This window comes from Mycolicibacter icosiumassiliensis (assembly GCF_900078685.2).
GTDB lineage: Bacteria > Actinomycetota > Actinomycetes > Mycobacteriales > Mycobacteriaceae > Mycobacterium > Mycobacterium icosiumassiliensis.
In genome coordinates this window covers 3571790-3598677 of the sequence record NZ_LT546166.1, presented here as the reverse complement: position 1 = coordinate 3598677, position 26888 = coordinate 3571790, and the positions used below count along the sequence as shown (strand labels likewise).

Genomic DNA, 26888 nt, shown 5'->3' with positions numbered 1-26888 from the left:
AGGGTCGTCCGGTGACGGCTTGGAAAAACGCGCCAACCGCTCCGCAGCGCGGCGTGGTCGGCCGGGCCGGGTCGGCATCGGTGTTCGATCTGACCCGCTGGGCTCCGTCACCGGAGGCAGCTGAGTTTGTCGAGCATTTCTGGTCGGTCCGTTGGGATCTGCGTGGCCGTGATCCGCACGACAGCACGGTCATCACGTTCCCTGCGGTGCACCTGACCCACGAGTGGGGCTCCGATCAGATGCGGCACGGCCATCAGCTGCCGGCGACCCTGGTGCACGGTGTCGTCGCGCGGGTATTTCGCACCCAAATCAGCGGCCGGGGCGCGGTAGTCGGCGCCCGGTTCTGGCCCGGCGGCTACACCGCGCGGTTCGGTCGCGACGCCGCGGCGCTCACCGGCAACGTAGTTCCGGTGCGCACCGAATTGCCGGGCGAACCCTTACTTCTCGACGACCTGGACGACGACGTGGCTGGCGCATCGACCGCGCTTGAGGCCGTGATCGCCGCCGGCGCGCCCGAGCCGGACCGCACCTACCGGACGTTGCGCACCCTGGTGGACCGGATTCGCGATGACGACCGGCTGCGCTGCGTAGCGCACGTGATGGCCGTCTCGCCATGGAGCACCCGCACCACGCAGCGGATCTTTCGCCACTACGTGGGGGTCCCGGTCAAGTGGGTGCTCTGCCGCTACCGGCTGCAGCAGGCCGCGCTGGACATCGAGACGCATCCGGCCCGCGATTTTGCCGACTTGGCGGTGCGGTTGGGCTGGTACGACCAGGCACACTTCATCAACGACTTCCGCACGATGCTCGGTTGCACGCCGGGTGAATACGCGGCCCGTTACGGGGCCTAGCCCGTCAGCGCACCGGCCATCGCCTCGATCGCCCGGTCCAGGATGGCCCGGCTGGTCGCGAAGTTCAGCCGCGCGAATCCGCGGCCGCCGCCGAACGGGATGCCCGGGCTCAGTGCCACCCGCGCCTTGGTCAACAGAATCTCGGCCGGTTCGGCCGCCAGTCTCAGCTCCCGGAAATCGACCCAGGCCAGATAGGTGGCCTCGGGGTGGCTGATCCGCAGCCCCGGCACCGCGGCGGGCAGGGCTCGGCTGAGGTGGTCGCGGTTGGCCCGCAGGTAGGGCAGCAGGGCGTCCAGCCACTGGCCGCCGCGGGTGTAGGCCGCGAGGTTGGCGCTGATGCCGACGGTGGCGGCGCCCATGGTGTGCAGCATGTTCATCCGATCCCAATTGGCGGCGTCGCGCGGATTGGACAGGATCACCTGGGCGCACATCAGCCCGGGCAGGTTCCAGCCTTTGGAGGCCGACATCAAGGTGATGACGGTGTCGGCGGCGGCGGGCGACACCGCGGCGGCAGCGACGTGGGGCCGGTCGTAGACCAGCGGAGCGTGGATCTCGTCGGCGATCACCCGGGCGCCGTGGCGCGCGGCGATGTCGACGATCGCGCTGAGCTCCTGGGCGGTGAAGGCGGTGCCCAGCGGGTTGTTCGGGTTGCACAAGATCAGCGAACCCGCCCCGGCGGCGAACGCGGCGTCCAGGGCATCCAGGTCCATCAGGTAGCGTCCCGAATCCTGCTGTGTCATCGGGATTTCTACACGCTGGCGGCCGGTGACGGTGAGCAGGTCGAAGAACGGCATGTAGGCCGGCACCGGTAGCACCACCGGGCTCTCCGGGCGGGTGAGGAACTCGATTACCACCTCCATGCCCTTGAGGACGTCGGGCACCACCCGCACCCATTCGGGCTGAACGGGCCAGGCGTAGCGGTGCAGGCACCACCGCGCGAGTGCGGTGGGCAACGCATCGGAGCCCAGCGCCGGATAACCGAATTCCTCGTTGGCGACGCAGGCGCGAATCCCGTCGAGCACCGCGGGTGCGGTGGGGAAGTCCATCTCGGCGATCCACAGCGCCAGCACATCGGGGGCGAAGCGATTCCATTTGATGGTGTTGCGGGCGCGGAGTTGTTCGGGGGTCAGTGCATCGAAGACTTCAGCCACCTCGTCAGTCTGCCGCGAGATACGTTTGCGGCGTGGCTGACCCCGAAATCGAGGACCTGCTGGCCGGGCTGGAGGGCACCGCGCGTGCCGAGCGCGCCGAACTGATCGAATGGTTGCTGGGACAGGGCATCACCGCCGAGGAGATCCGCGGGAACGTCTCGCCGATGCTGCTGGCGTCGCGACGGCTGGTCGGTGACGACGGCACCTACGTCTCCGCTCGTGAGATCAGTGAGTCCACCGGTGTCGACCTCGAACAGTTGCAGCGCCTGCAGCGCGCGGTCGGGCTGGCCTGGATGGACGATCCGGACGCACCGGTGCAGATGCGCGCCGACGCCAGCATCGCCATGCATGCGCGCCGCTTCGTCGAGGCCGGTATCGATGCCGAGCAGGCCCTGCAAACCGCTCGGCTGTTGGCCGACGGGCTGGCGCACACCGCGGAATTCATGCGCTTCACGGTGTTGTCGGCCATCGGCGAACCGGGTATCACCGAGCTGCAGATCGCGCAGCGGTCGCGGGATTTGGTGGAACGGCTCGCGCCGATGCTGGGCTCGTTCGTCGAAGACATGCTGATGCTGCAACTGCGTCATCAGCTCGACGTCGACGCCATCACCGCCGGCGAGCGCGCGGCGGGCGCACCGCTGCCCGGCGCGCGGCAGATCACCGTCGCGTTCGCCGACTTGGTCGGCTTCACCCGGCTCGGGGAGATGGTGCCGCCCGAAGAGCTGGTGCAGCTCGCCGAGCGCTTGACCGTGCTGGGGCGCGAGATCGCCGTTCCGCCGGTGCGATTCATCAAGACCATCGGCGACGCGGTGATGTTCGTCTGCCCGCAGCCGGCGCCGCTGGTCGATGCCGTGCTGCGGCTGGTCGAGGCGGCCCAGGCCGACGACACCCTGCCTCGGCTTCGTGCCGGCATCGCCTCGGGGGAGGCGGTGAGTCGGGTCGGGGACTGGTTCGGCAGCCCGGTGAACACCGCCAGCCGAATCACCGGGGTCGCCCGGCCAGGCACGGTACTGGCCGCTGAGCCGGTACGAGTGGCGTTGACCGAGTCCGACGCCTTCGGGTGGTCGTTCGCCGGCGGACGCCATCTCAAGGGCATCAAGAGCGAGGTGAATCTGTTCCGCGTCCGGCACCGCGCCGACGACTGACGCGAGGTCCAACGCCGACAGGCCAGTGACTAACGACCCCTGTTGCACCTGTGTGCAGGCTGGGAGCCTGAAGGCGACAGACCGTTGGAGGTGGCTGATGTTGGACACGACCGTGGATTACGAGGTTCTCACCGAAGCGGTGCGGCTGGCCTGCCGTGCGCCGTCGCTGCACAACAGCCAGCCGTGGCGGTGGGTGGCCGAAGGCGGCCGGCTGGACCTGTATCTGGATCCGACCCGTGCCGTGCACGGCGACCGGTCGGCGCGAGAGGCGCTGATCAGCTGCGGCGCCGTGCTGGATCACCTGCGGGTCGCGATGGCCGCCGCCGGCTGGACGGCCGAGATTGAGCGGTTCCCTGACGATGCGCAGCCGGAGCATCTGGCGTCGATCGGCTTCGTCGCCGCAGAGCGGGTCACCGATCTGGATCGTTATCGCGCCGGCGCGATCCTGACGCGCCACACCGATCGACTGCCGTTCATGGCGCCGAGCAACTGGGGCCCCTTCGAGACGGTGCTGAATGACACGGTGCGCGGCCCGGTGCGGCTGTGCGTGCTCGCCGACGAGCTGCGCGCCAAGCTTGCCGAGGCCTCCGAGCTCACCGAGGCACTGCGCCTGTATGACTCGTCGTATCACGCTGAACTCGGCTGGTGGACAGCGCCGTTCGAGGTTTCCGACGGGATTCCGGAGAGCGCGTTGGTCTCGGCCGCTGAAAGCGACCGGGTGGACATCGGGCGGACATTCCCAGTCACCCACCACCGGGAACGACGCCTTGAGGTCGGCGACGACCATTCGAAGATCGTGCTGCTGTCGACCGCCAGCGACGAACCGGGCGACGCACTGGCCTGCGGTGAGGCGCTCTCGACGGTGCTGCTGGAATGCACGATGGCGGGCTTGGCGACCTGCCCGGTAACGCATTTGACCGAGGTGCCCGCAGCCCGGGCGCTGCTGGCGGGACTGGTCGGCGGCGACGATCTACCCCAGGTGCTGGTTCGCGTCGGTGGCGCGCCGGCACTGGAGAAGCCCCCGGTGCCGACGCCGCGGCGGCCGCTGGCCGATGTGCTGCACCTGAAGCTCTGATCGGGTTAATGGCTCGGCGCCAGCCTTATGGCGGCCTCGTGTCCGGCGGTGCGCAGCCCCTGGTCCCACACGGCGAACACGGCACCGTCGATAGCGAGAGCGCTGGCGAGGTGGACCGCATCGGCGCCACGCAGCGCGTGTGTCGCAGCCAACTGACCGGCGTGGTGGGCAATGTCCTCGGTCAGCTCCACCGCTCGGGTGGCTGCCCAGAACTCTTCCCACATCGCCTGAGCCTGGAGTTGCTCGTCGGCGCGTATACGGTGCGCACGGCCGGCGGCTGCCAGGGCCGCCAGTACCTCCGGGTATGCCAACCGGGACGAGGCCGCGGCATCGCAGCCATCCCATAGTGCCGCCGCGATGTCGCTGCCATCCTCCTCGATCAGGAGCTTGACGAACGCGCTGCTATCGAAATACACGATCGCCATGCGTCAGCGACGTTGCTCAGTCACCAAATCAGACACCGATCCTCGGGCATGCACCCGCGGCGCCCGGCTGGCGTTGGGGCGGGAAGCGGTACGCGGTCGGCTCAGCACGCCTTGTTGGGTTAAACGCTCCAGCAACGGTGCGGTGTGCACCGGCACCAGACGAACTACCGGCGTGCCCCGATCGGTGACGACGACCTCCTCGCCGGCGCGGACCCGTTCGATCCAGTCCGCAAGCTGGGCCCGCAACGTACTCACTGCGACATCCATAACGAAAGAGTACAACATCGGACTTGCAATTTGTACGTTACTGGTGGCGGCGGCTCGGGGGGATAAGAAAGTTGCCCGCCTTTGAGCGACACACGCGGGCGTGAAAAGAGCCCCGCGTTGCGATTAGTCGCTCAAAGCCGGGCAACTGCCCATATGGTCCCGAAATTTGGCCGCCACCACAATCAGGCCGCTACCGGAAAATTAGGGCAGGCTCGGACTGACTGGGGAGCGTCTACACTTCCAGCGCGGCTGGCTTTCACCCTCTTGTCCAGCTCTTCGGATTACGGTCATGTCCGAGCCTGCTTCGCAGTCGAATCTACGCCGACGATCATCGCTCGGCAATGGTTGATCTCGCCTGAATCCTCAGCCGATTTCAGCTGCCCTCGGCCATCGCCCAATAGGCCCCGCGGCGGGCCAGTAGTTCAACATGGGTGCCCTGCTCGACAATCCGGCCGGCCTGCATCACCAGAATGAGGTCGGCGTCGCGGATCGTCGAAAGTCGGTGGGCGATAATGAAACTGGTGCGACCCCGGCGCAACTCGCGCATCGCCCGCTGGATCAGCAGTTCGGTGCGGGTGTCCACCGAACTGGTGGCCTCGTCGAGGATCAGCAGCTGCGGCTGGGCCAGGAATGCCCGGGCGATGGTGATCAGCTGCTTCTCGCCGGCGCTGATGGCCCCGCCGTCGTCGTTGACCCGGGTGCCATAGCCCTCCGGCAGGGTCCGCACGAAGGGGTCGACATGTGCGGCGCGGGCCGCCTCGATGATCTCGTCCTCGGTGGCGCCGGGTCGGCCGTAGCCGATGTTCTCGGCGATTGTCCCGGTGAACAGCCAGGTGTCCTGCAGCACCATGCCGATCGACGACCGCAGTGCGCAGCGGTCCACGCCGGTGATGTCCACGCCGTCGATCAGGATCTGCCCGCGGTCCACGTCGTAGAACCGCATCAGCAGGTTGACCAGGGTGGTCTTGCCGGCCCCTGTCGGGCCGACGATGGCCACCACGGCGCCGGCCGCCACGCTCAGCGACAGGTCCTCGATCACCGGCACGCCGGGCCGGTAGCCGAAGCTGACGTCGCGGAACTCCACCCGGCCGCGCGGGCCGCCGTGGTCGCCCCACAGCGGCTCAGCCGGGGCAGGGGGTTCTTCGGGCTCATCGAGGAAGGCGAACACCCGCTCGGCGCTGGCGGCACCGGACTGCAATGAGTTGAACATCGACGCCAGATTCCCCAGCGGCTGGTTGAACTGACGGACGTAGGCGATGAACGCCTGAATGCTGCCCAGCGTGATCTGGCCGGTGGCCACCTGGAATCCGCCGATCACCGCGACCGCGACGTAGCCGAGGTTGGCGATCAGCCCGGTCGCCGGGGAGATCAGCCCGGAGAAGAACTGGGCGCCGAAGCCGGCCCGGTACAACTCGTCGTTGCAGTCATCGAACCGCTGCTGCGCCAAGTCGCGGTGGCCGAAGGTCCGCACCAGGGTGAAACCGCTGTAGGTCTCCTCCAGGTGGGCGTTGAGCTGCCCGGTGGCAGCCCACTGCGCGGCGAACAGCCGTTGCGAGCGCCGGGTGATCGACCGTACCGCCAGCAGCGTCACCGGCACTCCGGCCACGGTGATCACGGCCAGCAGCGGCGAGATGGACAGCATCATGGCCAGCACCACCAGCACGGTCAGCACCGAGGAGAACAGGTGACTGACCGTCATCGACACCGAGGTCGCGGTGTTGTCGACATCGTTGGTGACCCGGCTCAAGAGTTCCCCGCGCCGCTGGGTGTCGAAATACCGCAGGGGTAGCCGGTGCAGCTTGTCCTCGACGTCGCGGCGCAGCGCCCGCATGGTGCGTTGCAGGATCACGTTGAGCAACCGTGCCTGCGTCCAGACCATCAGCGCCGCAATCAGATACAGGCCCATCGCCAGCGCCAGCGTGCGCGCCACCGCGGCGAAGTCGACGCCGGCGCCCGGGATCACGTCCATGCGCGACAGCATCTCGGCGTAGGTGCCGTGGCCGGCGGCGCGGGCGTCCTCGATGGCTTGCTGCTTGGTGATTCCCGCCGGCAGACCGCGGCCGATGATGCCGTTGAACACCAGATCGGTGGCGTGGCCGAGAATTCGCGGCCCGGCCACTCCGAGCGCGATACCGCCCAGCGACAGGCTGATGACCGCCGCGATCAGCCGGCGCTGCGGGCCCATCCGGCGGGCCAGGCGCAGCGCGGTCGGCCAGAAGTTCGCGGGCTTTACCGTCGGAGTCGCCACCGGTGCGCTCACAGGCCACCGACCTCGGCGGTCACCGACTGGGATTCGGCGAACTCGGCGTAGGTGGGGCAGTCGGCCAGCAGCTCGCGGTGGGTTCCGGTGCCGACCACCCGTCCGTCGTCGAGGACGAGCACCTGATCGGCCTGGGTGACAGTGGAGATCCGCTGCGCCACGATGATCACCGTCGCGTCGGCGGCCACCTCGCGCAGGGCGGCGCGGACCCGGGCATCGGTGCGGGTGTCCAGGGCCGAGAACGCGTCGTCGAACAGATAGATCGAGGGCCGCCGGATCACCGCCCGGGCGATCGCGAGCCGTTGCCGCTGCCCGCCGGACAGGTTGATGCCGCCCTGGGCCACCAGCATCGCCAGCCCGTCGGGGTGGGCCGCCACGAAGTCGTCGGCGGCGGCCACCCGCAGCGCCTCCCACATCTGCTCGTCGCTGACGGTGGCTCCCGCCGGGGCGCCGTAGCGCAGGTTGTCGGCGACGGTGCCGGAGAACAGATAGCCGCGCTGGGGCACCAGGCCGATGCCCGACCACAGCTCCTCGGGGTCGCGGTCGCGCACGTCCACGCCGTCGATGAGCACCGTGCCGTCGGTCGCGTCGCGCAATCGGGAGATCAGCGACACCAGGGTGGATTTGCCCGATCCGGTGGAGCCGACCACCGCGGTGGTGGTGCCGGGCAGTGCGGTCAGGGACACGTCGGAGAGCACCGAGCGGTCGGCGCCGGGGTAGCGGAACCCGACACCGCGCAGCCGGACCTCGCCGGTCGGCGAGGACGGCGACACCGGCCGAGCCGGGGCGCTGATGGTGGGCTCGGTGGACAGCACCGCTGTGATCCGCTCGGCGCAGACCGCAGCGCGCGGCAGGATCGCCAGCACCATGGTGGCCATCAGCACGGCCATCAGGATCTGCATGAAGTAGGACAGGAACGCGATCAGCGACCCGATCTGCATCTGACCGGCGTCGATGCGCAGCGCGCCGAACCAGATCAGCGCGACGCTGGAGGCATTGATAATCAGCGTGGTGGTCGGCAGCATCAGCACCTGCAGGTTCCCCACGTTCAGCGAGGCGTCCGACAGGGCCGTGTTGGCCTGGGCGAACCGGTCTTTCTCGAAAGGCTCGCGGGCGAAGGCGCGGATCACGCGGATGCCGGTGAGCTGGTCGCGCAGCACGCGGTTGATGTTGTCGATCAGCATCTGCATGCGCCGGAACAGCGGCAGCATCCGCGACACGATCAGGTAGTTGGCCAGGGCCAGCACCGGCACGCTGACCGCCAGCAGCCAGGCCAGTCCTTTGTCCTGGTGCACCGCCATCAGCACCCCACCGATGCTCATGATCGGCGCGGCGACCAGCGTGCTGGCGCCCAGCTGCACGATCAACTGGATCTGGCGGACGTCGTTGGTGGTGCGGGTCAACAGGGTCGGCGCCCCGAACCGGGTGGTTTCGCGTTCGGAGAACCGGATCACCTGGGCGAACACCGTCCGGCGTAGATCGCGTCCGAAGCCGGTTCCGGTGCGCGCGCCGAAGTACACCGCGGCGATGGCGCACAGCATCTGCAGGCCGGTGACGCCGAGCATCACCGCGCCCAGCCGGACGATGATCGCGGTGTCACCGCGGACCACGCCTTCGTCGATGATCGTGGCGTTGACGGTCGGCAGGTACAGCGAAGCCAGCGTGCTGATCAGTTGCAGTGCCATCACCGCCGCGACCGGCCGGCGGTAGGGCCGCAGGTAGCGGCGCAGCAGCGCCAGAAGCATGGGGTTACTGTCGCATACCCGTGCCGTGGTGGCGTTGCTGCGGCGATACGCGGCGACACAAACCGACTGGTCACCGCTGTGTCGTGGTTGACGGGCGGTGGTGCCGCTACAGTGCATCGTGTGCGGCTCAAACTGACGGTCCCGGCCCTGGCGGCCGCTGCGGTGATCCCGATGGTCGGCGGATGTTCCGACTCCAACTCGCCTGAAGCTCAGGGCGGCAGCCAGTCCGCGTCGCCGACGGCCGAGCAGAGCAATCACGGACCGTCGTTTCCGCAGTGCGGCGGGATCAGCGACGAGGCCATCGCGAACCTGACCAGGGTGGCGGGGGTGGTCGGCACCGCACAGAACTCGGTGGGCTGCCAGTGGCTGCTGCGCGGCGGGATCATGGGCCCGCACTTCTCCTTCTCCTGGTACCGCGGGAGCCCCATCGGTCGCGAGCGCAAGACCGAAGAGGTGTCGCGGACTTCCGTGGAGGACATCAACATCGACGGCCACAGCGGTTTCATCGCGATCGGCACCGCCCCGACCATGGGCGACAACCTGTGTGAGGTCGGCATCCAATTCAAAGATGACTTCATCGAGTGGTCGGTGAGCTTCGCTCAGAAGCCGTTCCCGGAACCGTGCGACGTCGCCAAAGAGCTGACCCGCCAGTCGATTGCGAACTCGAAATGAGCCGGCGCGTAGTGGCCAGCGCGGTCGCGGTGTTGGCGGTGTTGACCAGCTTGACGGGTTGCTCACGTGAGGTGGGCGGCACCGCGGTCAAGGCCGGCGCGGGCGACACCAAGCGCAACAACAACTCCGAGCGGCAGTACCCGAACCTGCTCAAGGAATGTGAGGTACTGACCACCGACATCTTGGCCAAGACCGTCGGTGCGGACCCGCTGGACATCCAGAGCACCTTCGTGGGCGCCATCTGCCGTTGGCAGGCGGCCAACCCGGCCGGGCTGATCGACATCACCCGGTTCTGGTTCGAGCAGGGCAGCCTGGACAACGAGCGCAAGGTCGCCGAGTTCTTGAAGTACCAGATCGAGAACAAGACCATCGTGGGCGTGCCCTCGATCGTGATGCGTCCGGCCGACCCGAACGGCTCCTGCGGGGTCGCCAGCGACGCCGCCGGGGTGGTCGGCTGGTGGGTCAACCCGCAGGCGCCCGGGATCGACGCGTGCGAGCAGGCCTTGAAGCTGATGGAACTGACGCTCGCGACGAACTCGTAACGCAGCCTGCCGCTTCGGCGAGTCTGGTGGTTTCACTTTGAACCAAGTGATTCAAGGTGGTGGTTTTCTGTTGCGGGCCAAAACATCTCGCTGACCTGCGAGGTCTGACCAGATGGCGCGTTGCCCAATGCCCTTGACCGCCGCCTGGATTCACGAGACAAGCTGTGCGGCATGTGGTTTTGCGTGCGCGGGCGCTCGGCCGTTCGCTAGCGTCCCGCGCCGTGGACGCGTTCGAGCAACGGCGCTGGAGACAGCTTCTCAGCGGCTCGGCCAATCTGATGGCGGCACTGGATGTGCGCCTGCGCGGTGCGTACGGCGTCACCCTTCGCGACGTCCTGCTGCTGGAGCTGCTGAGCAGGCCGGACCGGCGGGCACATCGCATCGGCGTGCTGGCGCAGACGTTGGGGGTGTCACCGGGTGCGCTGGCCGGTCAGGTCCGGCGGTTGGAGGAGCGCGGTCTGGTCACCCGGAGCCCGTGCCAGCGCGACCGGCGCGGCATCCTGCCCCGGATCACCAGCGAGGGCCACGCACGGCTGCGCGTGGTGCTGGACAGCCAGGTGCCTATCGCCGACGGGGTCAACGGCGAGAGTCCGACGGTCTCATTTTGAACCACATAGTTCGAAGCAACTAGTTGCTGTCACGCTCCAGAACACCCCGTTGACCAGTGAAAGCGGATAGTTTGGCACTTTGCCGAGTGTCGAAGGGGTCCGAATGTATTCATGCGACATGCTGTGTATCCCGCGTTTCTTACTGTGCGGTCGCCCCACGGTTGGCTAGATTCCAACTTTGTGGACCAAACTCTCGGAATCCAACCCCCGCCCGGGGTGGCCGGACGGGACGGATTCGAACAACATCTCTGGAAACTGTATTTGAGCATGCAGGGGTACATGCGCAACCCTCCGTGCGACTCCGGTGCCGGCACGCCGGGGGGATCTGTGTGGGCTCAGCTGCGGCGTGATCGACATGGTGTCGCGCCCTTGACTAGCGCGTCCCGGCGAACCGATTGTTTCGCTATCGAACCGATTAGTTTCCGGTCGAACAAAAACGAGTAGTTTCCGTTTGAACGAATTAGTTCGTGTCGACAGGTTTCTCAGGTCACTCGGAATGTCTGGCTGACCTGGGATATCGCACCGATTCGATCTTTGCCGAACGCTATTCTTGCTGCCACGAATTCGTGATGAGATGCTCGAACTGACACGCGTTCCCCGTTTCTGAGGCGCATCCTTCGATAACATCGCGGCCCGTGGACGAGATGCATGAACTCCAAGCAATAGCCTGGCTTCCGGGGCTCGATGGAATCGAGCAACACTGCTGGCAACAGTTTCTAGCCTGCTCGCTGAATGTCGTTGACGCAGTGAATGTATGCCTCAAGGGCGCACACGATCTCTCGATACGTGACGTCCTGCTGCTGGAGCTGTTGAGCAGGCCCAGGAGGCGGGAACACCGGCTGTGTGTGCTGGCCGAGGCGCTTGGCGTGACGCAGGGGCAGTTGTCCACCCAGATCCGCCGGCTCGAAGGCCATGGTTGGATCACCCGTAGCCCCAGCCCAGGCGATCCACGTGGCATCCTGCCCCGGATCACCAGCGCCGGACACACCCGTCTGCACGCGGTGATGGAGACCTACGCGCACGGGATTCGCGTGCACTACCTCAACCAGCTCAAGCACGAGCAAATGGTCAATCTGGTCGACAGCTGCCGGCGGATCAACGACTCGCTGAGCACGAATGGGCGCCGCAAGGCGCTCAAGGCCGCTCGCTGAGGCGACGCCCTCGCCTCCGTACGGCGGTGGGCCGCGTAGGTTTTGGGCGTGTCATCGCCTCGTCGTGTGGTGTTTGCCGAGTGAATTACGCGCCTTCGGGTAGCTAATTAGCACCTGTTGCATTGCTAGGAGATGCGGCAAATGCAGAAACAGGGTCTTTACCTGGCATGAGCTGAGATTTAGGCTATCTGGCACGGGGCGCGGCTATCTCGGGATTGCGCTAGAACGCGTTATAAAACCTACTCGCTAGTAGCTTTCGCCTTGAACTAGATAGTTCAATTCGGCCGTTTTCTGGCCGGGATCGAAGTGGCTCATGACCAGTGTCTTATCAGCACCGAAACATTGCCCAGCGTCGTTTTCCGCCGATGGATCCGTCGCGGCCGCGGAGTTTGCCGAAGTTTCTCCGCAGATCCGGCCACGTCGTTGGATACCGTCGCCCGCCGTGGAAGACGACGGTGCCGAGACCCCAGCGCAACACCTGCCGGGCCTCGATGAGATCGAGCAACAGTGTTGGCAGGCGTTCCTGGAATCGTCGGCCTTGTTGCTCTCGACGGTGAACCGCCAACTGCTCGCGCGCCACAGCCTGAGCCTGTTCGATTTCCTGGTCTTGCAGTCGCTCGCCCGCTCTGCCGACGGGTCGGCGCGCATGGGCGATCTGGCCCACGCCCTTGTGCTGTCACCGAGCCGGCTGACCGAGTTGATGCGGCGCTTGGAGTCGCAAGACTTGGTTCGGCGCAGCCGCAGTCGCACCGACGGGCGCGGAGTGCTCGCCAGCATCACCCGCGAGGGCCGGGCGGTGGTGCGGCCGGCGGCGCGGACCTACGTCCAGTCCGTGCGTGCGTTCTACCTCGATCCCATCTCGCGCCCGCAGATGATCGCGCTGGGGGACAGCTGCCGGCGAATCAGTGTGCCGCTCAAGGCATCTGCAAAGTCGAAGCGGCGCAGGGGTTGGCAGTCCAGGGGCTGAGCATGGTTGCCCGGTTGCGGCCGGTGTGGCGGGTTGCCATTGATTGCATCATTTCTTAGGTAGTCGAATCGTGCGGTGTTTGATCGACGACGACGCGTTTGTCCAGCGTATAGCTGATTCGCTGCCATATTGCCCTCGGGAATTGTTTCAGAACGAAAATGATTAAACCATCCCGCAATTTGCCTGATAGTAACCGTATGGTTGATAACTTGTTGACGCTCTGAAGATTGTTCAGTAGGGCAATGGCCGAACGGCCGCGTCGTAAAGCAGCAGCGTAAGTGCGGTTTTGGACGCGCTTTATTAACGGATAACAGATGTTGGCCGAAAATGTGAAAGTTACTCATCGGTAATTTTGCATTGAAGCACAGAGGCATGGACTTTCGTTTGCTATTGCTCGTGGATGTGGCGGCTGATCAGGGGATATAGCTGTCGGTCAGATTGCGATCATGGGCGCGGCCGACGTGAATTTTGAAAAGCGGCAGAAATCTATATCCGATTCAGGTTTGTGCCAGGTAAATTTTGGCTCGCTCTCGTCGGGAGGCGCCATGGAGACAAACCCCAACCCTCGATGTCTCTGCCGAACCGGCGAGGTCGGTGGTACGCACCGGCGCCGTCTTCCCGGCGCCGGTGCGGCCTTCGAAGTTTGGGCAGCCCGGGACAACGAAGTCCCGGACATCCAGGCCGCACAACAGATTTCACTCCGGAATCAGTCCGCAAGAAGGGAACACGGATGGCTCGTCAGCATCGCTCGACCGGGATTAGGCGCTCCGATAGCGCCAGCTTTCACCTTCGGCGGTGCGCCGTCCCCAAGGTTCCGGTGCCCGCGAAAAGCGAGCGCCACAACACGACTAACACAAAGGAGACCGCCGTGCGGCATACCCTTCGTCCCTACGCCACGGTTGGCGTCGCCCTGGTGGGGGCCGGCTTGTTCGCGGCCACTCCGGTGGCTGCGCCGGTGCCCGACCTCAACACGATCCGGGCTGTGGCGCTGACTGCGGGCGAGTCGGACCTCTTCGCCCCCTGGATCGCTCAATACAACACCGCGTCAGAGAACGCGTCGATCCTGCTCAACAACTTCATGTTGGCCCCGGGCGTCGGGCTCCAGCAGTCCATAGCCAACCAGATTGGCTTCATTCAGCAGGTGTTGAACGACCCGAGCAACATCTCGACCTGGATGAACGAGACCCAAAGCAATCTGGGGGCGGTCCTGACCGGGTACGGGCTCCAAAACGCCAGCCCCGACACGACGTCAACGGTCTTGGATCACACCCTGGAAGGGTCCATCTCCAACGGTCACGCCGTGTTGTTCGGAGAAATTCCTGGTTATATCCCGGCGGATGAGCAGGCAGCGGCGGAGCCGATTATCAACTGGTTAGGATCGCCGTCGAGCGCGATCTTCATGGGAGCTATCGGACCCTGGATCAGCCCGTGGGTGGCCTTGGCCAACAGCCTCACCGACGGTGATGACGTGAATACGACCCTGGCCAACATGGTCGGCGCCTTCTTCAACGGCGCCACTCTGAACCTCGACAGCCTGCTGCCGGCGATCAATAGTCTGGGTCTGTTCCCGCCGGGAATGACCATGCAGAACCTGGATATTGGGTTCGGCGGGCTGTTGAGCACGGGCAGCGTGCAGGCGGACCCTTACGACGTGGGTGGCTACAGCATCCCCGCAGTGGGCGGTTCGCTGTTCAACAGCGTCGGCATTCAGTTCGCCGGCGTTCCGGTCGTCAGTTTTCTGACTGCTCCCAGCGAGGCGATCGGCCCCCTGGGGGCGTGGGAGGCGTGGGCCCAGATCGCCGCCACCCTGATTGGCTGGGACGGCACGGACTCCCCGCTGGCAGGTGTGGTGTTGCCGGCCGTCCCTGACGAGTTGGCCGATGGCGGTACCGCGGTCTCCACCTCAGCCGATGATCTGTCCGGTTTCCTTCAGGATGTCGTGTCCTGGTTTGGGTTGTCGATCCCAAGCTAACGATTTCTTCCACTCAAATTCCCGTTACTTCAGCTACTCCCACTCTGTCTGTTTTCACGAAAGGTGTTTATCCCATGAGTCGTCGTCACACCCGCAGCGAACGTGGCCCCCAACCCGGGAGGGGGTGCGGTCAGGCGATGATCGGTGCCGGTAGTTCGGTTGGCGCGTTCCTGGCCTTCGGTTTGCTGCCGCTGGCGGCCTCACCGGCAGCTCAGGCCGACGAACTCGACCTGATTCTCGACCCTTTTGTCAATGCGATCTCCAGCTTCGACCCCACCATGGGCACGGAGTTGAGTGCGTGGGTGACGTCATGGGATCCCACATTCGCGGACAACGGCGCCGCGACGGCAGCCGTGCTCGACTCGGCGACGGCGTCGTCGGCTGACGCCGCTGTCATCGACTGGACGGAGCTCTTCGATCAGTGGATATATCAGCCAACCCACAACGTCCTCGAGGCATGGATCAACAGCCCATTCGGTGAACAGGTTGATGCGGCCATAAATCAGTTGGCCGGTGTGTACTTGATCGGCGACGGCGCGGCCGGGACTGCCGAGAATCCCGATGGTGGTGCTGGAGGCCTGTGGTTCGGCGACGGCGGGGCCGGCTATGACGCCAGCTCAGATGCCGGCGTGGACGGCGGCAACGGTGGCAACGCCATCGGCTGGATCGGTGACGGCGGGGCCGGCGGTGACGGCGGCGCTGGTGCTGACGGTGGGGCCGGCGGCGCCAGCGGCATCGTAATGGGTATCGGGGGGACACCCGTGCCACCATTCCCACCCCCATTCGTGTTAGTGGCAAAGCCGCCGGCGGTAACGGGGGTAACGGGGGTAATGGGGGTAACGGCGGTAACGGCGGCGACAGCGCCACCCACCCAGGCGCCGGCGGTACCGGCAGCACATCATCCGGCGGAACGGCCGGGGCTGGGACACCACCCGGTCAGGCCGGCAACAACGGTCCCACCGGCGTCAACGGGCAACCCGGACAACTAGTCCCCTGATACCGATCGCACCACATCGCCGAGCCGGGGTCGTCGGGTCCAGCATGGACCCGACGACCCCGCTTCGGTCAACAGGAGAACTCCTATAAACGCAGCGCCCTGGCACAAATTGCCCAGTGCCGCTGGCTATCTGGCTCACAACTCACTCAACTGGAGTCAGCGTAGTGGATGAAAGCTGCGGCTTGCAGGGTAAGTAATATGGCAATTCGGTGGACTAGTGGCCGGTTCCGGCGGCATCGCTTGCGCCCGTGGAGCGCACGGCCTTGTTGGATGTGAAGCTCCGCCAGCAAGTCATCGGCGTATATCGGGCAGTCAGGTAGACCGGCTCTGGCGCCGGCGAGCTGATCACGCAAGTCCTTGAGATCCGGTGGCGGTGTCCGGGCCCATGCTCGCGTCTACTGCGGGCGGGTTCTCGATGGCAGTAGCGGATTGCTTTCGGAAGGCAGGTCGCCCGGCCTCGACGTGGGCGTATACACCGTAGGTAACAACGAATTGGCGAGACGAACTGAGTCGTGCTAAGACGCAATTGGCGCTCTTGAAGTGAAATGCCGGTTACTGACCCTGAGGGCGCGCTGGCGGAAGGCATACCTTGGGCAGAGTTGCCTCTGATGAAACCAGCCGGTGACGCAGTTCGGCTGGCCAGCGCTAGTCCAGCGCAACCTTGCCGGCTGGGAACCGCTCGGTTCCCTCAGTGGGCCTAGAGCTTGGGGACAGTTGGATGCTCTGCACCATTGAGCGAATCTCTGATCTGGCGGCACGTTGTCGCCACTGCTGCAACCTGCGGGCGGGTCAACGGTCCTAGGAAGTGGGTCCGCACCTCGTTGGCGTAGGTGACCATGGCCTCTTCCATCAACGTTCGCCCTGTTCCAGTGATAGTGGCCAGGACGCGACGGCGGTCATGCGGACTCGTTGTGCGCTCCACCAGGCCGTCACTTTCGAGGCGTCGTACCTGCCTGGTCAACCTGCTCGGTAGGGACATCAAAGCGATTGCCAGTTGGCCCATTTGAATGCTTCCACTGGGCGCGTTGGCGAGCAGGTCCAGCAGCTGGACATCGGCCAGGGACAACTGATGGGCAGTGGTCAGCTGCCGGTTCAGCGTCGTGTTCATGTGCAGGACCGCCGCCAAATAGTTCTGCCAAGATTTCTGCTCGGCGAGGCTCAATTCCGTTGCGGCACCGTCTATAGGGCCGGAAATGAAGCCGTCCATGCGGCGATACTACGCGGCAAGGGACGGGGCCTTGCCCCCATGTAGTGGACACGGGATTTGTGGTTAAGCAGCTTCGGGCAGCGTAGCCGGTGTCAGGGTCCTTTCGTAGGTGGCAGGGCTGGATTGACGGCAGTGGGAGTGCCGTCGTTTGGTGTTGTAGCGGGCCAGCCATCGGAAGACCTCCCGGCGGCAGGTCGCCGCGTCCGGCCAGCAGGCACGGTCGGGCAGGATCTCGCGTTTGAGGGCGGCGTTGAACGATTCGGCCAGGGCGTTGTCGGCGCTCGTTCCCACCGCTCCCATCGACTGGATGACCCCATACTCGCGGCAGAGGGACACGAAATCCCTTGAGGTGTACTGACTTCCGTGGTCCGAGTGGAACACTGCACCGGCCAACGTGCCGCGTAGCGCGGCAGCGGCGTTGAGGGCGTCGGTGACCAGTTCGGTGCGCATGTGATCGGCGATCGCCCACCCCGCTACCCGCCGCGAGCAGCAGTCGATCACCGTGGCCAGGTACAGGTTGCCGCCGGTGGCCAGTGGCAGGTAGGTGATGTCGCCGACATAACGGGTGTTGATCTGCGCGGCGGTGAAATCCCGCTTCAGCAGATCAGGGACTTTCTGGCTGGCCGGATCCGCCGCGGTGGTCTTGACCCGCCGCCGGCGCCGATAACCGACGATCCCGGCGCCGCGCATCACTCGAGCGACCCGCTTGTGGTTGACCCGCTCACCGTCGGGCGCACCATCGTTGAGCTCGGCGGTGATCCGCGGCGCCCCGTAGGTGTTGTCCTCGCCGTGCACCACCCGGATACGGGCGGCCAGCGCCTCATCAGCGGCGGCCTTCGCGGCGCGGGAATCGGCGCCGGCGAGCCAGGCGTAGAACGATGAACGCGCGACCTCCACGACCGCGCAGAGCCACTTCACCTCGAAGGCGTGTAGGTGGTCGGCGACGAACTGGAAGCGGCTCACCAGTTCGTCTCCCCGGCGAAATATTTGGCTGCCGACCGTAGAATGTCCCGCTCGGTGGATAGCCGAGCCTCGGTGGCGCGCAGCGTCTTGTTCTCGGCGCGCAGCCGCACCAGTTCCTGCTCCGGGCTCTCGGCCCCTGGCGCAAGCTCGGTCTCTACGCTGCCGCGGCGGTGCCGAATCGCCACGCCGGCCGACTTGCACCACGCTGAGAGCGTGGCTTCGCTGACACCGAGCTCGGCAGCGATCTGCGTAATCGTCGCACCCTCGGTATCCCGGTACAGCGCGACCGCGTCACGCTTGAACTCATCGGGGTAATTTTTCCTTGCCATCGGGTTGGATCATCTCGCTTCCCCCAGGACATTCCTGGGATTGAGCGTGTCCAACACACGGGGTCAAGTCCCACGCAATGAATAGCGACAGTTTGAAACACTTCTTCCGTAGGCGAACATCTGAATTGGCAAGTAGCACAGGGATTGCTGTGGAAGTTCTGTCAGGGTTCTGCGCTCTCGGCGACTGACGCTCCTTCGCGGGTTGCCTTGCGTGCGAAGCGGGTAAGTCGACTTACGGCGAGGTTGCAACATGTCCGGCCATCACGCTCAGCTTGCCGACAGGTCGATTCGCTCGCCGTCGAGGTCGACCGCAATGTGCAATTGGCCGCCGAGTGCTTCCAAGTAGCGGCATAGAGTGCCGATTTGGGCGCGCGCCACGCCGCCTCGTTCGAACGCGCTCACTCGCTCCTGGGTCACGTTGAGCAAGTCGGCAAGCTCAGCCTGGGTCAGATTCTTACTCCGGCGAAGGGTGCGGAGGACATTGTCACTTGACTGATCGTTCACGCTTCCGTCCTGGTCGCGGGATGACAAGACTCGATTATTCCTAGCCCGCAGTGGAATTGGAGCTAGCTAGGCCGAAGCTACCCGAACTCCGAGAACGTTTGCGCCCTATTGGGCGCATCACCAGGGTGATGTCCGTCATCGACCTGGTGATGCACAATCGCCGGGGATGGTGAAGTGTCCTGCGAGTGCAGGAAGGTCCGTCGGCTCGTCGCTTCACAACGAAAGTATTTATACAACAGTTTATTTCATGCGACTTGCCTGGTCGGCGGCTGTTCTATGCGTCTGCTTCCCCAGCGGGCTACTCTTCGCCACGTTGACCAATGACGCCGGCCGGAATCGGCAATGACGCTCTGGGGAGGAAGTTCGATGAAACCGCTGACGTGTGTGGTTCGGGCATGTGGACCTGCGGTCGCGCTGGGGGGCGGGTGGTGGCTGCTCGCGCTTCCCTGGTCGGCCACCGCGGCCCCCAGTGATACCTCCTGGCTGGATCAGGCGGCGATGGATGCAGCAGCGTCGCTGCCGTTCTCAACCACGGATACCGACTGGCCAGGTATCGACCTCGCGGTGTCGTACGACGGCACAACTCTGATCCAAATGGGCGATGCGACCGCGACCTCGTTCGTGGGAGGCGGGGCGAACGACCTAGCGATCGCTTATGGCGCGGGCGCCAACGCCGAAGCCGGCACGAACTCCCTGGACACCGGTCCGCTGATCTCTGGCAGCAACGACTTCGCCTTCGCCGACGGCGCCGACAGCACCGCCATCGCCAACGGTGTTTCCGTGTGGGCGCTCGCCACCGATGGTGGCACTGCCTACTCGGGCTTCAATGTCACGCCTACGGGGGTCGAGGATGTCGGTGGCAGCTATGACGCCGCCATCGCGTCCGGTGATTCCGCCTTGGCCGACGCCTACGGAATCGGCCAGTTCGTCACCGATCCGCCATGGTTTGGCCAGGGTGTTGACTCCGCGATAGGTGACGACTTCGGTTTGTCGAGTCTGCTAGCGGACTTCGGCTGGTTGGGGTTGTGATCCGTGGAGCCGCTCCGGAACTTTGATGATCCGGCGAGGGGGCTCAGCGGCTCGGTAAATCCCACGACTCCAGTGACCCCAACGTCAGTCCCGAGTCCCAAAAATCGACTCCAACACAGATTTCTTCTTGCTGACCAATCCGAGTTGCTCCAGTTGTGAGAAGAGCGTCTGGGTCAGGCTGTTCTTGTGGGCTTTCACCTGACGGTTGAATAGCTCTCGTAACTCAGTCTTGGTGCCGTAAGGGGCTCCACCGGCCCAGTACATGAGCTCTGCGGCGGAACGGAGATCGCCGGAAACATCCCTGTCCAGCAGGTCCCGTGCAAGCGCGACGGCGGCACGCTGTACCGATCCGGAGTCATCTGACGGGCGAAGTGCCGTGGCGCACCGTAACCGCTTTACCTTCGCGGCTCGCTCCGGCTCCCGTGGGAGGCGCATGACCACCGTGCGTGTGTGGTCCACCGCCTCAGAGCCGATACCAAACCTTCCGATCGCGGCGAGGAGATTCTCTGTCCGGTCCGATTTCTCGGCCGCTATCCACATGGCAGTTCTTTGGTTCGGAGCAAGCTGGCGCGCATATTCTTCAAGTGCTGCGACTGTAAACGGGTAGGTGGTGGCCAGTAGTCGTACGACATCTTCCGAAGTCGGCTTGAGTTTCAGCCAAGCGCTGCTCATCGCAGTGGTGTGCTCTGGCGCTTCGAGGTTGAGCAGCTCTGACACGGGGACCGGGGGGCCATCACAGCGGACTCGGACCTGAAGTCGGAGTAGCAACATCGCGGCGTGCTCGGTCTCCGCTGCTTCGTGGATGTCCAGACGCTCGGAGACGGCTGTGATCAGTGCTGGGGGCAGTGCGTTACAGATGGCAACGAACGGTTTTATCAATTCTTGGTCGATCTGGAACGCAGGCAGAACAGTGGCTAGGTCCTCAACCACAATTGGTGCGATGGGGCCATCAAGTCCTGTGTTGGCGGCGAGTTCTATTAGCACCTCGTAGATGGCTTGCTTTGTTGTCCACAGATCTTCCGTTGCCTCGGGATCAGACCACTTCATCTTGCTCAGCACTGACTTGGCGGTCTGGGCGAGTTGGCCATCGTCGATGGACGACCATTCAGCGACCCGCTTCGTGAGTGAGGCGAGATCCGCAGAGGGCAAACCCGATGTCGCGAAGGCAGGAAGAAGCGTCTGCTTGACCAGGCTCGCAGCTAGTCTGTCGAGACTTTCGTCTGCAAGGTGATCTTCCGGGCTCGGAAGCAATTCAGCCCAGTGGCGCCACTCACTGATTTCGGAGGCTTTGATGCCGAGCAACGCGTGGCGTGCTCTGAGCCTCGACGAGGACATTGGTGCTACGACGCGGTCAGCGCTCGTCAGTGTCCACTGGAGGATCGGGGAGGTCGGTTCAGTTTGGAAGGAGGCGAAGATGTCTGACACCAATGACTCGCCCGCCGAGCAGCCGAGGACTGTATCCATGAGACGCTCAAGCAGAGCGATACCGTCACCGGTGGGTTCGGTGGCTTCCTCCGCTTGCGAACCTTGATCACGGACAGGCTGCTGTGTCGAGGCTGCCGGTGCGTCTTCTGCCGGCTCCGCAGCTGGCAACTCTAGTTCGTTGATGGTTGAGACGACTGATGCCGAGACTTGGGACCATAAGTGGCGGGCGGTATCGACGGGTGTGCTAGCTAGAGCGGTGAGGAGAGGTTCAGGTGCAGTGCCGAATCGATCGGCTAGGAGCCGTACGATCTCGGTCGCGTCTGACTTCGGGACGTGGGGTAGAAGTGCCGTGAACCTGCGCAGCAGATCCGCGGACAGCTTCCTTACGCGCCCACTGCCAAAGAACGTTTGGATGACTTCAGGGACACCTGCCAGGGCAGCGACCAAGAGAGCACCCGGCAGGGAGTCATCGCTCAGCCCATCAACACGAACTGCTGCGATCAGAGAAGGCTGAGTTTGGTCGGCAACCTGTCGGAGGTCGTCCGGTTCGAGCTGCTCGATGAGGCGGCATGCAGCCTCGTATGCGAACTTTCTTCCTAGCCCCGATGCGTTGTCGCCCTCTGTAACCAGCAGCGGTATGGCGACGGCCAGGGTTGATGACGCTTGTCCGTCAAAAATCTTGACCACGTCCTCGGGGGCGGTATCACTTGCAAAGTCAATAGCGTCGCCCAGTTTGGGATCGGGGAGTCGGTCTCGGTTGGCAGCTGGGTTTAGATAGAGCAGGTCCGGCCGGGGATCCTGGATCCCTGAGGCTGCAGCTTTGCTTAGGTAGTTACCCAGCTGGCGGCGCAATGTTTCACTGGCGTTTTGCCGTGCATGTTTGCCTTGAGACGTATGGTCGTCGCTCATTATTTCATCGCGCGTTGCATTCTGGCTCGCGGTGATTGGCGTTTGATTTCCGTTTGAGTGTCGCTCAATATCGCGATACTTGCCGGCGATTTCACGGACCTCGTCGGACACTGGTTCCTCATCGCCACGCAGATATGTCAGAAGACGCGGAACTCTACGAAGGTCACTGATCACTGATGGAAATTCTGTCTGCAGTACTGTGAGAACCGCGATTTCGTGTACTCGCTCAAGCCAAAGGACTCCACGGCCTTGAGCAATTCGTGCATTTGTGGCGAAGTTATTCATCAATACCTTGACGCGCCTTGGGCTTCGCACGTGAACCGGAATTAGCGCAAATATCGCGCGCTCGTAGCAATCGTCACCCTCCGCCCGCATCTCGGCCCACACTCCTCCGTCTTGCGCATCGGCCAGGGCGCGTGCAAATTCGGTCAGAGCGCGAGCGCGAAGGGGAGGAAGGGCGATCTGGTGTTGGAAAATCTTGTCCAGGAAAGCCCCCGGTGTTGCATAGTAAGGCTCATCCTCGCGCACAGGCTTAGCCTGGGGGACCTCTTCGGCCAACGCTCGTACGATGACTTCGCGGTCGGCGGCGACGATGAAAGCGCAGTCGGGCTGATCTAGGAAAGTTTTGAGGTCCCGCAGCGTAGCGACCACGTCTGCGGGGGCGCATCTATCGAGTTCATCGATGAAGACGACTAGTGGATGGGGTGAATTCCCGCGAGCCAGCCTGACAAGCTTCTGGAATCGCTTGGCGAACTGGTCCGCACCTTCTGGTGCCGGTGTCTCGGTGGTTACGGCGGCACCTTCAAGGACTTTCGGTCCCATCATTACCGCAACAAGCGCTAATCCGAAGACCGTTCCCACTTTGGGGATAAGGTCTCTTGCGGTTTCACGGAATCCCTCGTCGGTGAACAGTCTCGTCGCTAAAGCGATGCCAGCTATCCACAGGGCTGCAACGCTTGCGGCGAGAAGTAGACCGAATAAAAGCGAACCCTTGTTTTTCCAGAACCACGATAGGAGTTTGACTCGGGTATCGCGAACAGATTGCTGTAGCCCAGTGGAAAGTTCGGGATGTTTGTCTAACTCCAAATCTACCGCGACGCTGTCAACAAAATTGCGCTTGAGTTCCTTTCCCCCATATTTCCAGGCGTCGTAGCGAACAACTCTTACCTTTCTGCAAGTGATAACTTCCAGATGCTTCACGATCATGGCGTAGGTGCTGGACTTGCCTGCGCCCCAGGCGCCAAACAACGCGATGTTGACAGGGGTGGTTGCTGTGAGAGCAATCTCCGCAACGCCTTTAGCGATGGCTTCATGCTCAAGGAGGTCATCATCGCTGGCCAACAGGCGGTTATCAGGGATGAGGTCGTTCGGAAGGACAATTTCCGTCTCGACTTTCCTTCTTCCACCGAAGATCGCATTCCGAATCTCAACCACTTCGACTCTTGGTTCCTCTCTAGCGCCGAACGGCGGTCAACAACAGGGCGGGTACGAGCACTACTGCTCGCCGATTCTTGCTTACGGCGATCTTCGCAACAGGGGTATTCACGTTAACTGCTAGCACCGACGAAGTGCGCGATGAGGCTCTCGGCGATTCAGACTTGATTTCAGCCGCTGCGGCCACGACTGGCTGGACGCCGCGACCTCGACGTCTAATTTCGGCGACGGTGGAGGATGGTGCGCTCGCCGAGCAGTGGCGGAACTAGTTGGATTGGGGTCTGGGGCTTCTCGGCGGCGCACCTTCAGCGGTCTGTTGAAGTTGGAAGCCCTTGTCTCCCAAGGCGCGTTGGAGCAAGGTTTCGGTGGGTGGTGAGACAGTGGCCAGGTCCGATAGGGAGGTCAGGAGTTGGTGATGGCCAAGGCTCCGCCCAACAGTGGCAGCGCTGGACGCCTGCTGACGACAAGATGCTTCGGAACGAAGCGATGGGCAACACTGCGACTCGGATCATGGCGCGTGTAGAACATTTGACGTGCGACACTGCCGCCTGTAGTGCGTCCTAGTTGTCACAGTGCTGCAATATCTTCCAGGCATGACACCTGTTTGGGTTGCATCGACAACCGCCCTCACGTGGTTCTTTCTCGCGGTCGTGGCGCTTGGTGCGACTGCGTTCCAATCGTCTCGTTGGGACCGGGAGTTCTATGAGCTCGCCAGCAGGGAAGTAGCGCGGCGTGGGTTAACGAGCCGGACGCTGACTTCGGAGGAGCAGCGGGCCGTCGATCTAATGAAGGGGTCGCTGCCGGAGGGCGCGAGCGATCTCGCGAGTCCGTTGAACGGTATTTGGATACAGGCGTACTTGGTACTGAGCGGATATCGCGATCTGAGGGCAATCGCCGCGCATATCACTGGACAGCGGGAGTTGCTGCTCTGCCGAATGCTCGAACGCCAGAGGCGGCGAGTTGAACGGATCCGCACCATACGTTGGGCGTCGCGTGTCTGGATCGTACAGAGTCGACTCAGCCGGATTGAGGTCGCAGTCCGAGGCGCCGGGTGGCTGCTGCTACGCACTCTTGACGAGATCACGGTCATTGTCAGTGCCTATTCGACCAAACTTGGCGTAGTGGCTGTCTTTTTGAGTGCGCCGTACTGGCTTTCTGTCCGAGATCCAGGTGGGTCAGGGGCGGCAGCAGACGACATCCTCGGATTTCTAACGAAGCTTGTCTTGCCGGGCCTGTCCGTGTGGGCGATGGGCACCTTGTTGTTGCGGGTGATCGTCGCCCGTTTCGGGCCTCCGAGGTGCTGGCCACGGGCAGCGGCGATCAAGACCGTCCTGTGGGCGGGGGGGAGTGTTGGCTTGGCGGAGGGCGTTGGGTATCTGGCCAGAAAGTTGAGACCGCTTGAGCAGACGTGGCTGGACCACTGGGATTCGAATGACCCAACAAGTGTCCGCGTCTTCGGCGCGCTCATCGTGGTGGCCTTCCTATGGACGGCGGGTATCACGGCATGCGGTGCCGTGGACGCTGCGCGGCTGATGAGCAACCGTACGGAGGCTCTCGGGGCCAGTCTGGTTCTTCTGGCGCTGTCGATTCCCATGGCCGGCATCGTCATCGCCGGAACGGTAACTCCACTGATGCGCGTAGGAATGGTCGTTGTGGGAGCAGTGGCTCTCCTTATCGGGCTCGTCAGCGGTGTGTACGCGCTCCTTGAGTCGTTCGACCGATATAGGTCGCTTGCATGCCAAGGAGTTAGCGTCCCACGTAGGGGATTCTCGTGGCCGCTGCTGGGCGCTTGGCTGCTGGCTTTGACTTTCATGCCGCTCGGACTGGTCGTTGCCCAGGCGAACAGCGAAGCTGTCCAATGGGCGTTGATCGTCCCGGTATTGTGCGCGACGCTGGGAGCGTTTGTGGTTCTGCCCATTACGGTCCTGTTCGTCCGGCGCGTCAACACCTACTTCGAGCAGTACACGACGATGGCGTGGTCGGACTACGTCGCGGCCGCGACCTCAGATGTCGAGTTCGATTGCGCGGTAGACGATGCGCCGCTGGGTGTTTCCTAGCCCTCGGACGCCCAGGAGCCGGAGGTGTAGGGGCGGGCTTGCCGAATTGGTCTGGGACTACTGCGGCCATGCGGCCAACAGTTCTGTAACCCGCGTGTTGAGCACGATCCACTCTGCTAGATCTCGGTCGATGATGCGAGTTCACGAAGTCCCCGGATTCCGCCTCTCTAGACCTGAGCCATGATGCGGCCGGGGTTTCCATCTTTCTCGGGGCCGGCGCGCTTGGGTTCCGCGCTGGGCTCAAGTGCGGCCACGCAGGCGTAATACCTTGCAGCTAAAACGACAACGGCACCCGGGGCGATGTGCCCGGGTGCCGTCGCGTCGCTTGCGTGTCGGGCCGTCACCTAACGCACTTTAAGGATCAAATCCCTCGGATTGCGCATCCGATTGCCTCCCGACGGAGGCTGCGGGACCGAGCAGTTCGGGTAGCTACCTTCCTGCTCCGCCCCGGTAGGGTTCGCGCCACCCGCGCCCGGGCAGCTCTTGGGCCGAACCCTAAGTCAATTCAGGCATCACCGTCCTAGGGACTCGATGTTCCGGAGCTATCGGCTTCGCCGGCCCGGAAACCTCCGATGTAGACAACGCCGTCGCCGTCTGGGTAGGGGACTTCATTGATCAAGTCACGCTCGACAGCACGTTGCAGAGCGCTGCGGAACGCCTTTCCAGGCTGTTGCCAATAAGCCGCAAGCAACTCGCGGCCGAAGTAGTCGAAGAAGGCCTCCTGCAGTCTGCCTCGAGAGACCGGTTCGGCTATCGCATCCACCACCGCCGCGACCATTAGGGCCGACTGGAGGCCTGCCTTTTCGGTGCCGACACCACGAGTGACGAAAGGTAGAAGCCGGCTTGATCCCGGCGGGACATCGGGAAGCTTGGGAACTTTCATGGAGTCAGTAGATGGCTGGGTTATGGCGGCGGCGGCTTGCTTGCTCGGGTAGAGCTCACGGAGTGACTGGATAGCGCTGTCTAGTGTCGTGAGTCGTTAATTCGAGTTCAGACGTTAGACTAGGGTGTGCCGAGTCCGATTCCTGTACCCGTGATGCTGAGCGATGATGAACGTGAGCAATTGGAGGCTCGAACCAGGACGCCGTCGACGACACCTTGAGCTGGCATTCACCCAGCTGCTCGCCGACGATCTTGATGGCCGAGTGCAGACTTTCGATCAGCCGGCCGCTGCTGCATCAGCGCGGAGATTACGTTGGTGTC

At 63.8% G+C, this 26888-nt stretch carries 22 protein-coding genes; 12 read left to right on the top strand and 10 right to left on the bottom strand.

Annotated features, from left to right (window positions below):
• The first annotated feature begins 11 nt into the window (after window positions 1-11).
• Window positions 12-851 (top strand): AraC family transcriptional regulator, encoded by an 840-nt coding sequence (locus BN4346_RS41110; protein WP_067975267.1) that lies wholly within the window; start codon window positions 12-14, stop codon window positions 849-851.
• Here the strand turns inward: BN4346_RS41110 and BN4346_RS41105 are convergent.
• Window positions 848-2002 (bottom strand): MalY/PatB family protein, encoded by a 1155-nt coding sequence (locus BN4346_RS41105; protein WP_067975264.1) that lies wholly within the window; start codon window positions 2000-2002, stop codon window positions 848-850. The genes BN4346_RS41110 and BN4346_RS41105 overlap by 4 nt on opposite strands.
• Before the next feature lie 32 nt (window positions 2003-2034).
• Between BN4346_RS41105 and BN4346_RS41100 the strand changes: the two genes are divergently transcribed.
• The gene (locus tag BN4346_RS41100) at window positions 2035-3147 is read left to right on the top strand and encodes an adenylate/guanylate cyclase domain-containing protein (RefSeq protein WP_067975261.1); all 1113 of its coding nucleotides are present in this window, start codon (window positions 2035-2037) and stop codon (window positions 3145-3147) included.
• Between the two features lie 97 nt (window positions 3148-3244).
• The gene (locus tag BN4346_RS41095) at window positions 3245-4222 is read left to right on the top strand and encodes an Acg family FMN-binding oxidoreductase (protein ID WP_067975258.1); all 978 of its coding nucleotides are present in this window, start codon (window positions 3245-3247) and stop codon (window positions 4220-4222) included.
• 5 nt (window positions 4223-4227) lie between these two features.
• On the opposite strand, the gene BN4346_RS41090 is transcribed toward BN4346_RS41095, so the two are convergent.
• The 4 genes from BN4346_RS41090 to BN4346_RS41075 all read right to left on the bottom strand — a co-directional run bounded on the left by BN4346_RS41090 (window position 4228) and on the right by BN4346_RS41075 (window position 8919).
• Window positions 4228-4647 (bottom strand): type II toxin-antitoxin system VapC family toxin, encoded by a 420-nt coding sequence (locus BN4346_RS41090; RefSeq protein ID WP_067975255.1) that lies wholly within the window; start codon window positions 4645-4647, stop codon window positions 4228-4230.
• Window positions 4648-4650: 3 nt separating this feature from the next.
• Window positions 4651-4914, bottom strand: a complete 264-nt coding sequence (locus BN4346_RS41085; RefSeq protein ID WP_235653683.1) for a type II toxin-antitoxin system Phd/YefM family antitoxin — start codon at window positions 4912-4914, stop codon at window positions 4651-4653.
• A gap of 373 nt (window positions 4915-5287) precedes the next feature.
• Entirely contained in the window at window positions 5288-7174 is a 1887-nt protein-coding gene (locus BN4346_RS41080) for an ABC transporter ATP-binding protein (protein ID WP_067975252.1), read from the bottom strand.
• On the bottom strand, window positions 7171-8919 hold the full coding sequence (locus BN4346_RS41075; RefSeq protein WP_067975249.1) for an ABC transporter ATP-binding protein: 1749 nt from the start codon (window positions 8917-8919) through the stop codon (window positions 7171-7173). Before BN4346_RS41075 ends, BN4346_RS41080 begins: the two co-directional genes overlap by 4 nt.
• Window positions 8920-9090: 171 nt before the next feature.
• Here BN4346_RS41075 and BN4346_RS41070 point away from each other — a divergent pair, with 171 nt between their 5' ends.
• From BN4346_RS41070 to BN4346_RS41040, 7 genes are all read left to right on the top strand, one after another.
• Window positions 9091-9591 (top strand): DUF3558 domain-containing protein, encoded by a 501-nt coding sequence (locus tag BN4346_RS41070; RefSeq protein ID WP_067975377.1) that lies wholly within the window; start codon window positions 9091-9093, stop codon window positions 9589-9591.
• On the top strand, window positions 9588-10133 hold the full coding sequence (locus tag BN4346_RS41065) for a DUF3558 domain-containing protein (RefSeq protein ID WP_067975246.1): 546 nt from the start codon (window positions 9588-9590) through the stop codon (window positions 10131-10133). Before BN4346_RS41070 ends, BN4346_RS41065 begins: the two co-directional genes overlap by 4 nt.
• A 221-nt stretch (window positions 10134-10354) precedes the next feature.
• Window positions 10355-10741 carry a MarR family transcriptional regulator gene (locus BN4346_RS41060; RefSeq protein WP_067975243.1) on the top strand — a complete coding sequence of 129 codons (387 nt, stop codon included), beginning with the start codon at window positions 10355-10357 and terminating at the stop codon, window positions 10739-10741.
• Between the two features lie 644 nt (window positions 10742-11385).
• Window positions 11386-11892, top strand: coding sequence for a MarR family winged helix-turn-helix transcriptional regulator (locus BN4346_RS41055; RefSeq protein WP_067975374.1), 507 nt, complete (start codon window positions 11386-11388; stop codon window positions 11890-11892).
• A 442-nt stretch (window positions 11893-12334) separates the two neighbouring features.
• Window positions 12335-12859 (top strand): MarR family winged helix-turn-helix transcriptional regulator, encoded by a 525-nt coding sequence (locus tag BN4346_RS41050; protein WP_067975240.1) that lies wholly within the window; start codon window positions 12335-12337, stop codon window positions 12857-12859.
• Between the two features lie 817 nt (window positions 12860-13676).
• The gene (gene gjpA / locus BN4346_RS41045; protein WP_078058763.1) at window positions 13677-14831 is read left to right on the top strand and encodes an outer membrane porin GjpA; all 1155 of its coding nucleotides are present in this window, start codon (window positions 13677-13679) and stop codon (window positions 14829-14831) included.
• 74 nt (window positions 14832-14905) lie between these two features.
• Window positions 14906-15820 (top strand): PGRS repeat-containing protein, encoded by a 915-nt coding sequence (locus tag BN4346_RS41040; RefSeq protein ID WP_154677643.1) that lies wholly within the window; start codon window positions 14906-14908, stop codon window positions 15818-15820.
• Window positions 15821-16525: 705 nt separating this feature from the next.
• Here the strand turns inward: BN4346_RS41040 and BN4346_RS41035 are convergent.
• The 3 genes from BN4346_RS41035 to BN4346_RS41025 form a co-directional block, all read right to left on the bottom strand.
• Window positions 16526-17035 carry a MarR family winged helix-turn-helix transcriptional regulator gene (locus BN4346_RS41035; protein WP_067975231.1) on the bottom strand — a complete coding sequence of 170 codons (510 nt, stop codon included), beginning with the start codon at window positions 17033-17035 and terminating at the stop codon, window positions 16526-16528.
• Between the two features lie 63 nt (window positions 17036-17098).
• A protein-coding gene (locus BN4346_RS41030) for an IS3 family transposase (RefSeq protein ID WP_096867571.1) occupies window positions 17099-18327 on the bottom strand; the annotation gives its coding sequence in 2 pieces (ribosomal slippage) (window positions 17099-18015 and window positions 18015-18327; 1230 coding nt in all).
• Between the two features lie 267 nt (window positions 18328-18594).
• Window positions 18595-18831 carry an XRE family transcriptional regulator gene (locus tag BN4346_RS41025; protein WP_067975226.1) on the bottom strand — a complete coding sequence of 79 codons (237 nt, stop codon included), beginning with the start codon at window positions 18829-18831 and terminating at the stop codon, window positions 18595-18597.
• Window positions 18832-19197: 366 nt separating this feature from the next.
• On the opposite strand from BN4346_RS41025, the gene BN4346_RS41020 reads away from it, so the two are divergent.
• Window positions 19198-19860: a hypothetical protein gene (locus BN4346_RS41020; RefSeq protein ID WP_067975224.1), complete on the top strand. Its 663-nt coding sequence runs from the start codon at window positions 19198-19200 to the stop codon at window positions 19858-19860.
• An 84-nt stretch (window positions 19861-19944) separates the two neighbouring features.
• Here BN4346_RS41020 and BN4346_RS41015 read toward each other — a convergent pair whose 3' ends face one another.
• Window positions 19945-23628, bottom strand: a complete 3684-nt coding sequence (locus BN4346_RS41015) for a KAP family P-loop NTPase fold protein (RefSeq protein ID WP_078058761.1) — start codon at window positions 23626-23628, stop codon at window positions 19945-19947.
• Window positions 23629-24221: 593 nt separating this feature from the next.
• Here BN4346_RS41015 and BN4346_RS41010 point away from each other — a divergent pair.
• Window positions 24222-25685, top strand: a complete 1464-nt coding sequence (locus BN4346_RS41010) for a hypothetical protein (RefSeq protein ID WP_154677642.1) — start codon at window positions 24222-24224, stop codon at window positions 25683-25685.
• 520 nt (window positions 25686-26205) lie between these two features.
• Here BN4346_RS41010 and BN4346_RS41005 read toward each other — a convergent pair.
• The gene (locus tag BN4346_RS41005; RefSeq protein WP_154677641.1) at window positions 26206-26568 is read right to left on the bottom strand and encodes a hypothetical protein; all 363 of its coding nucleotides are present in this window, start codon (window positions 26566-26568) and stop codon (window positions 26206-26208) included.
• Window positions 26569-26888: the final 320 nt, after the last annotated feature.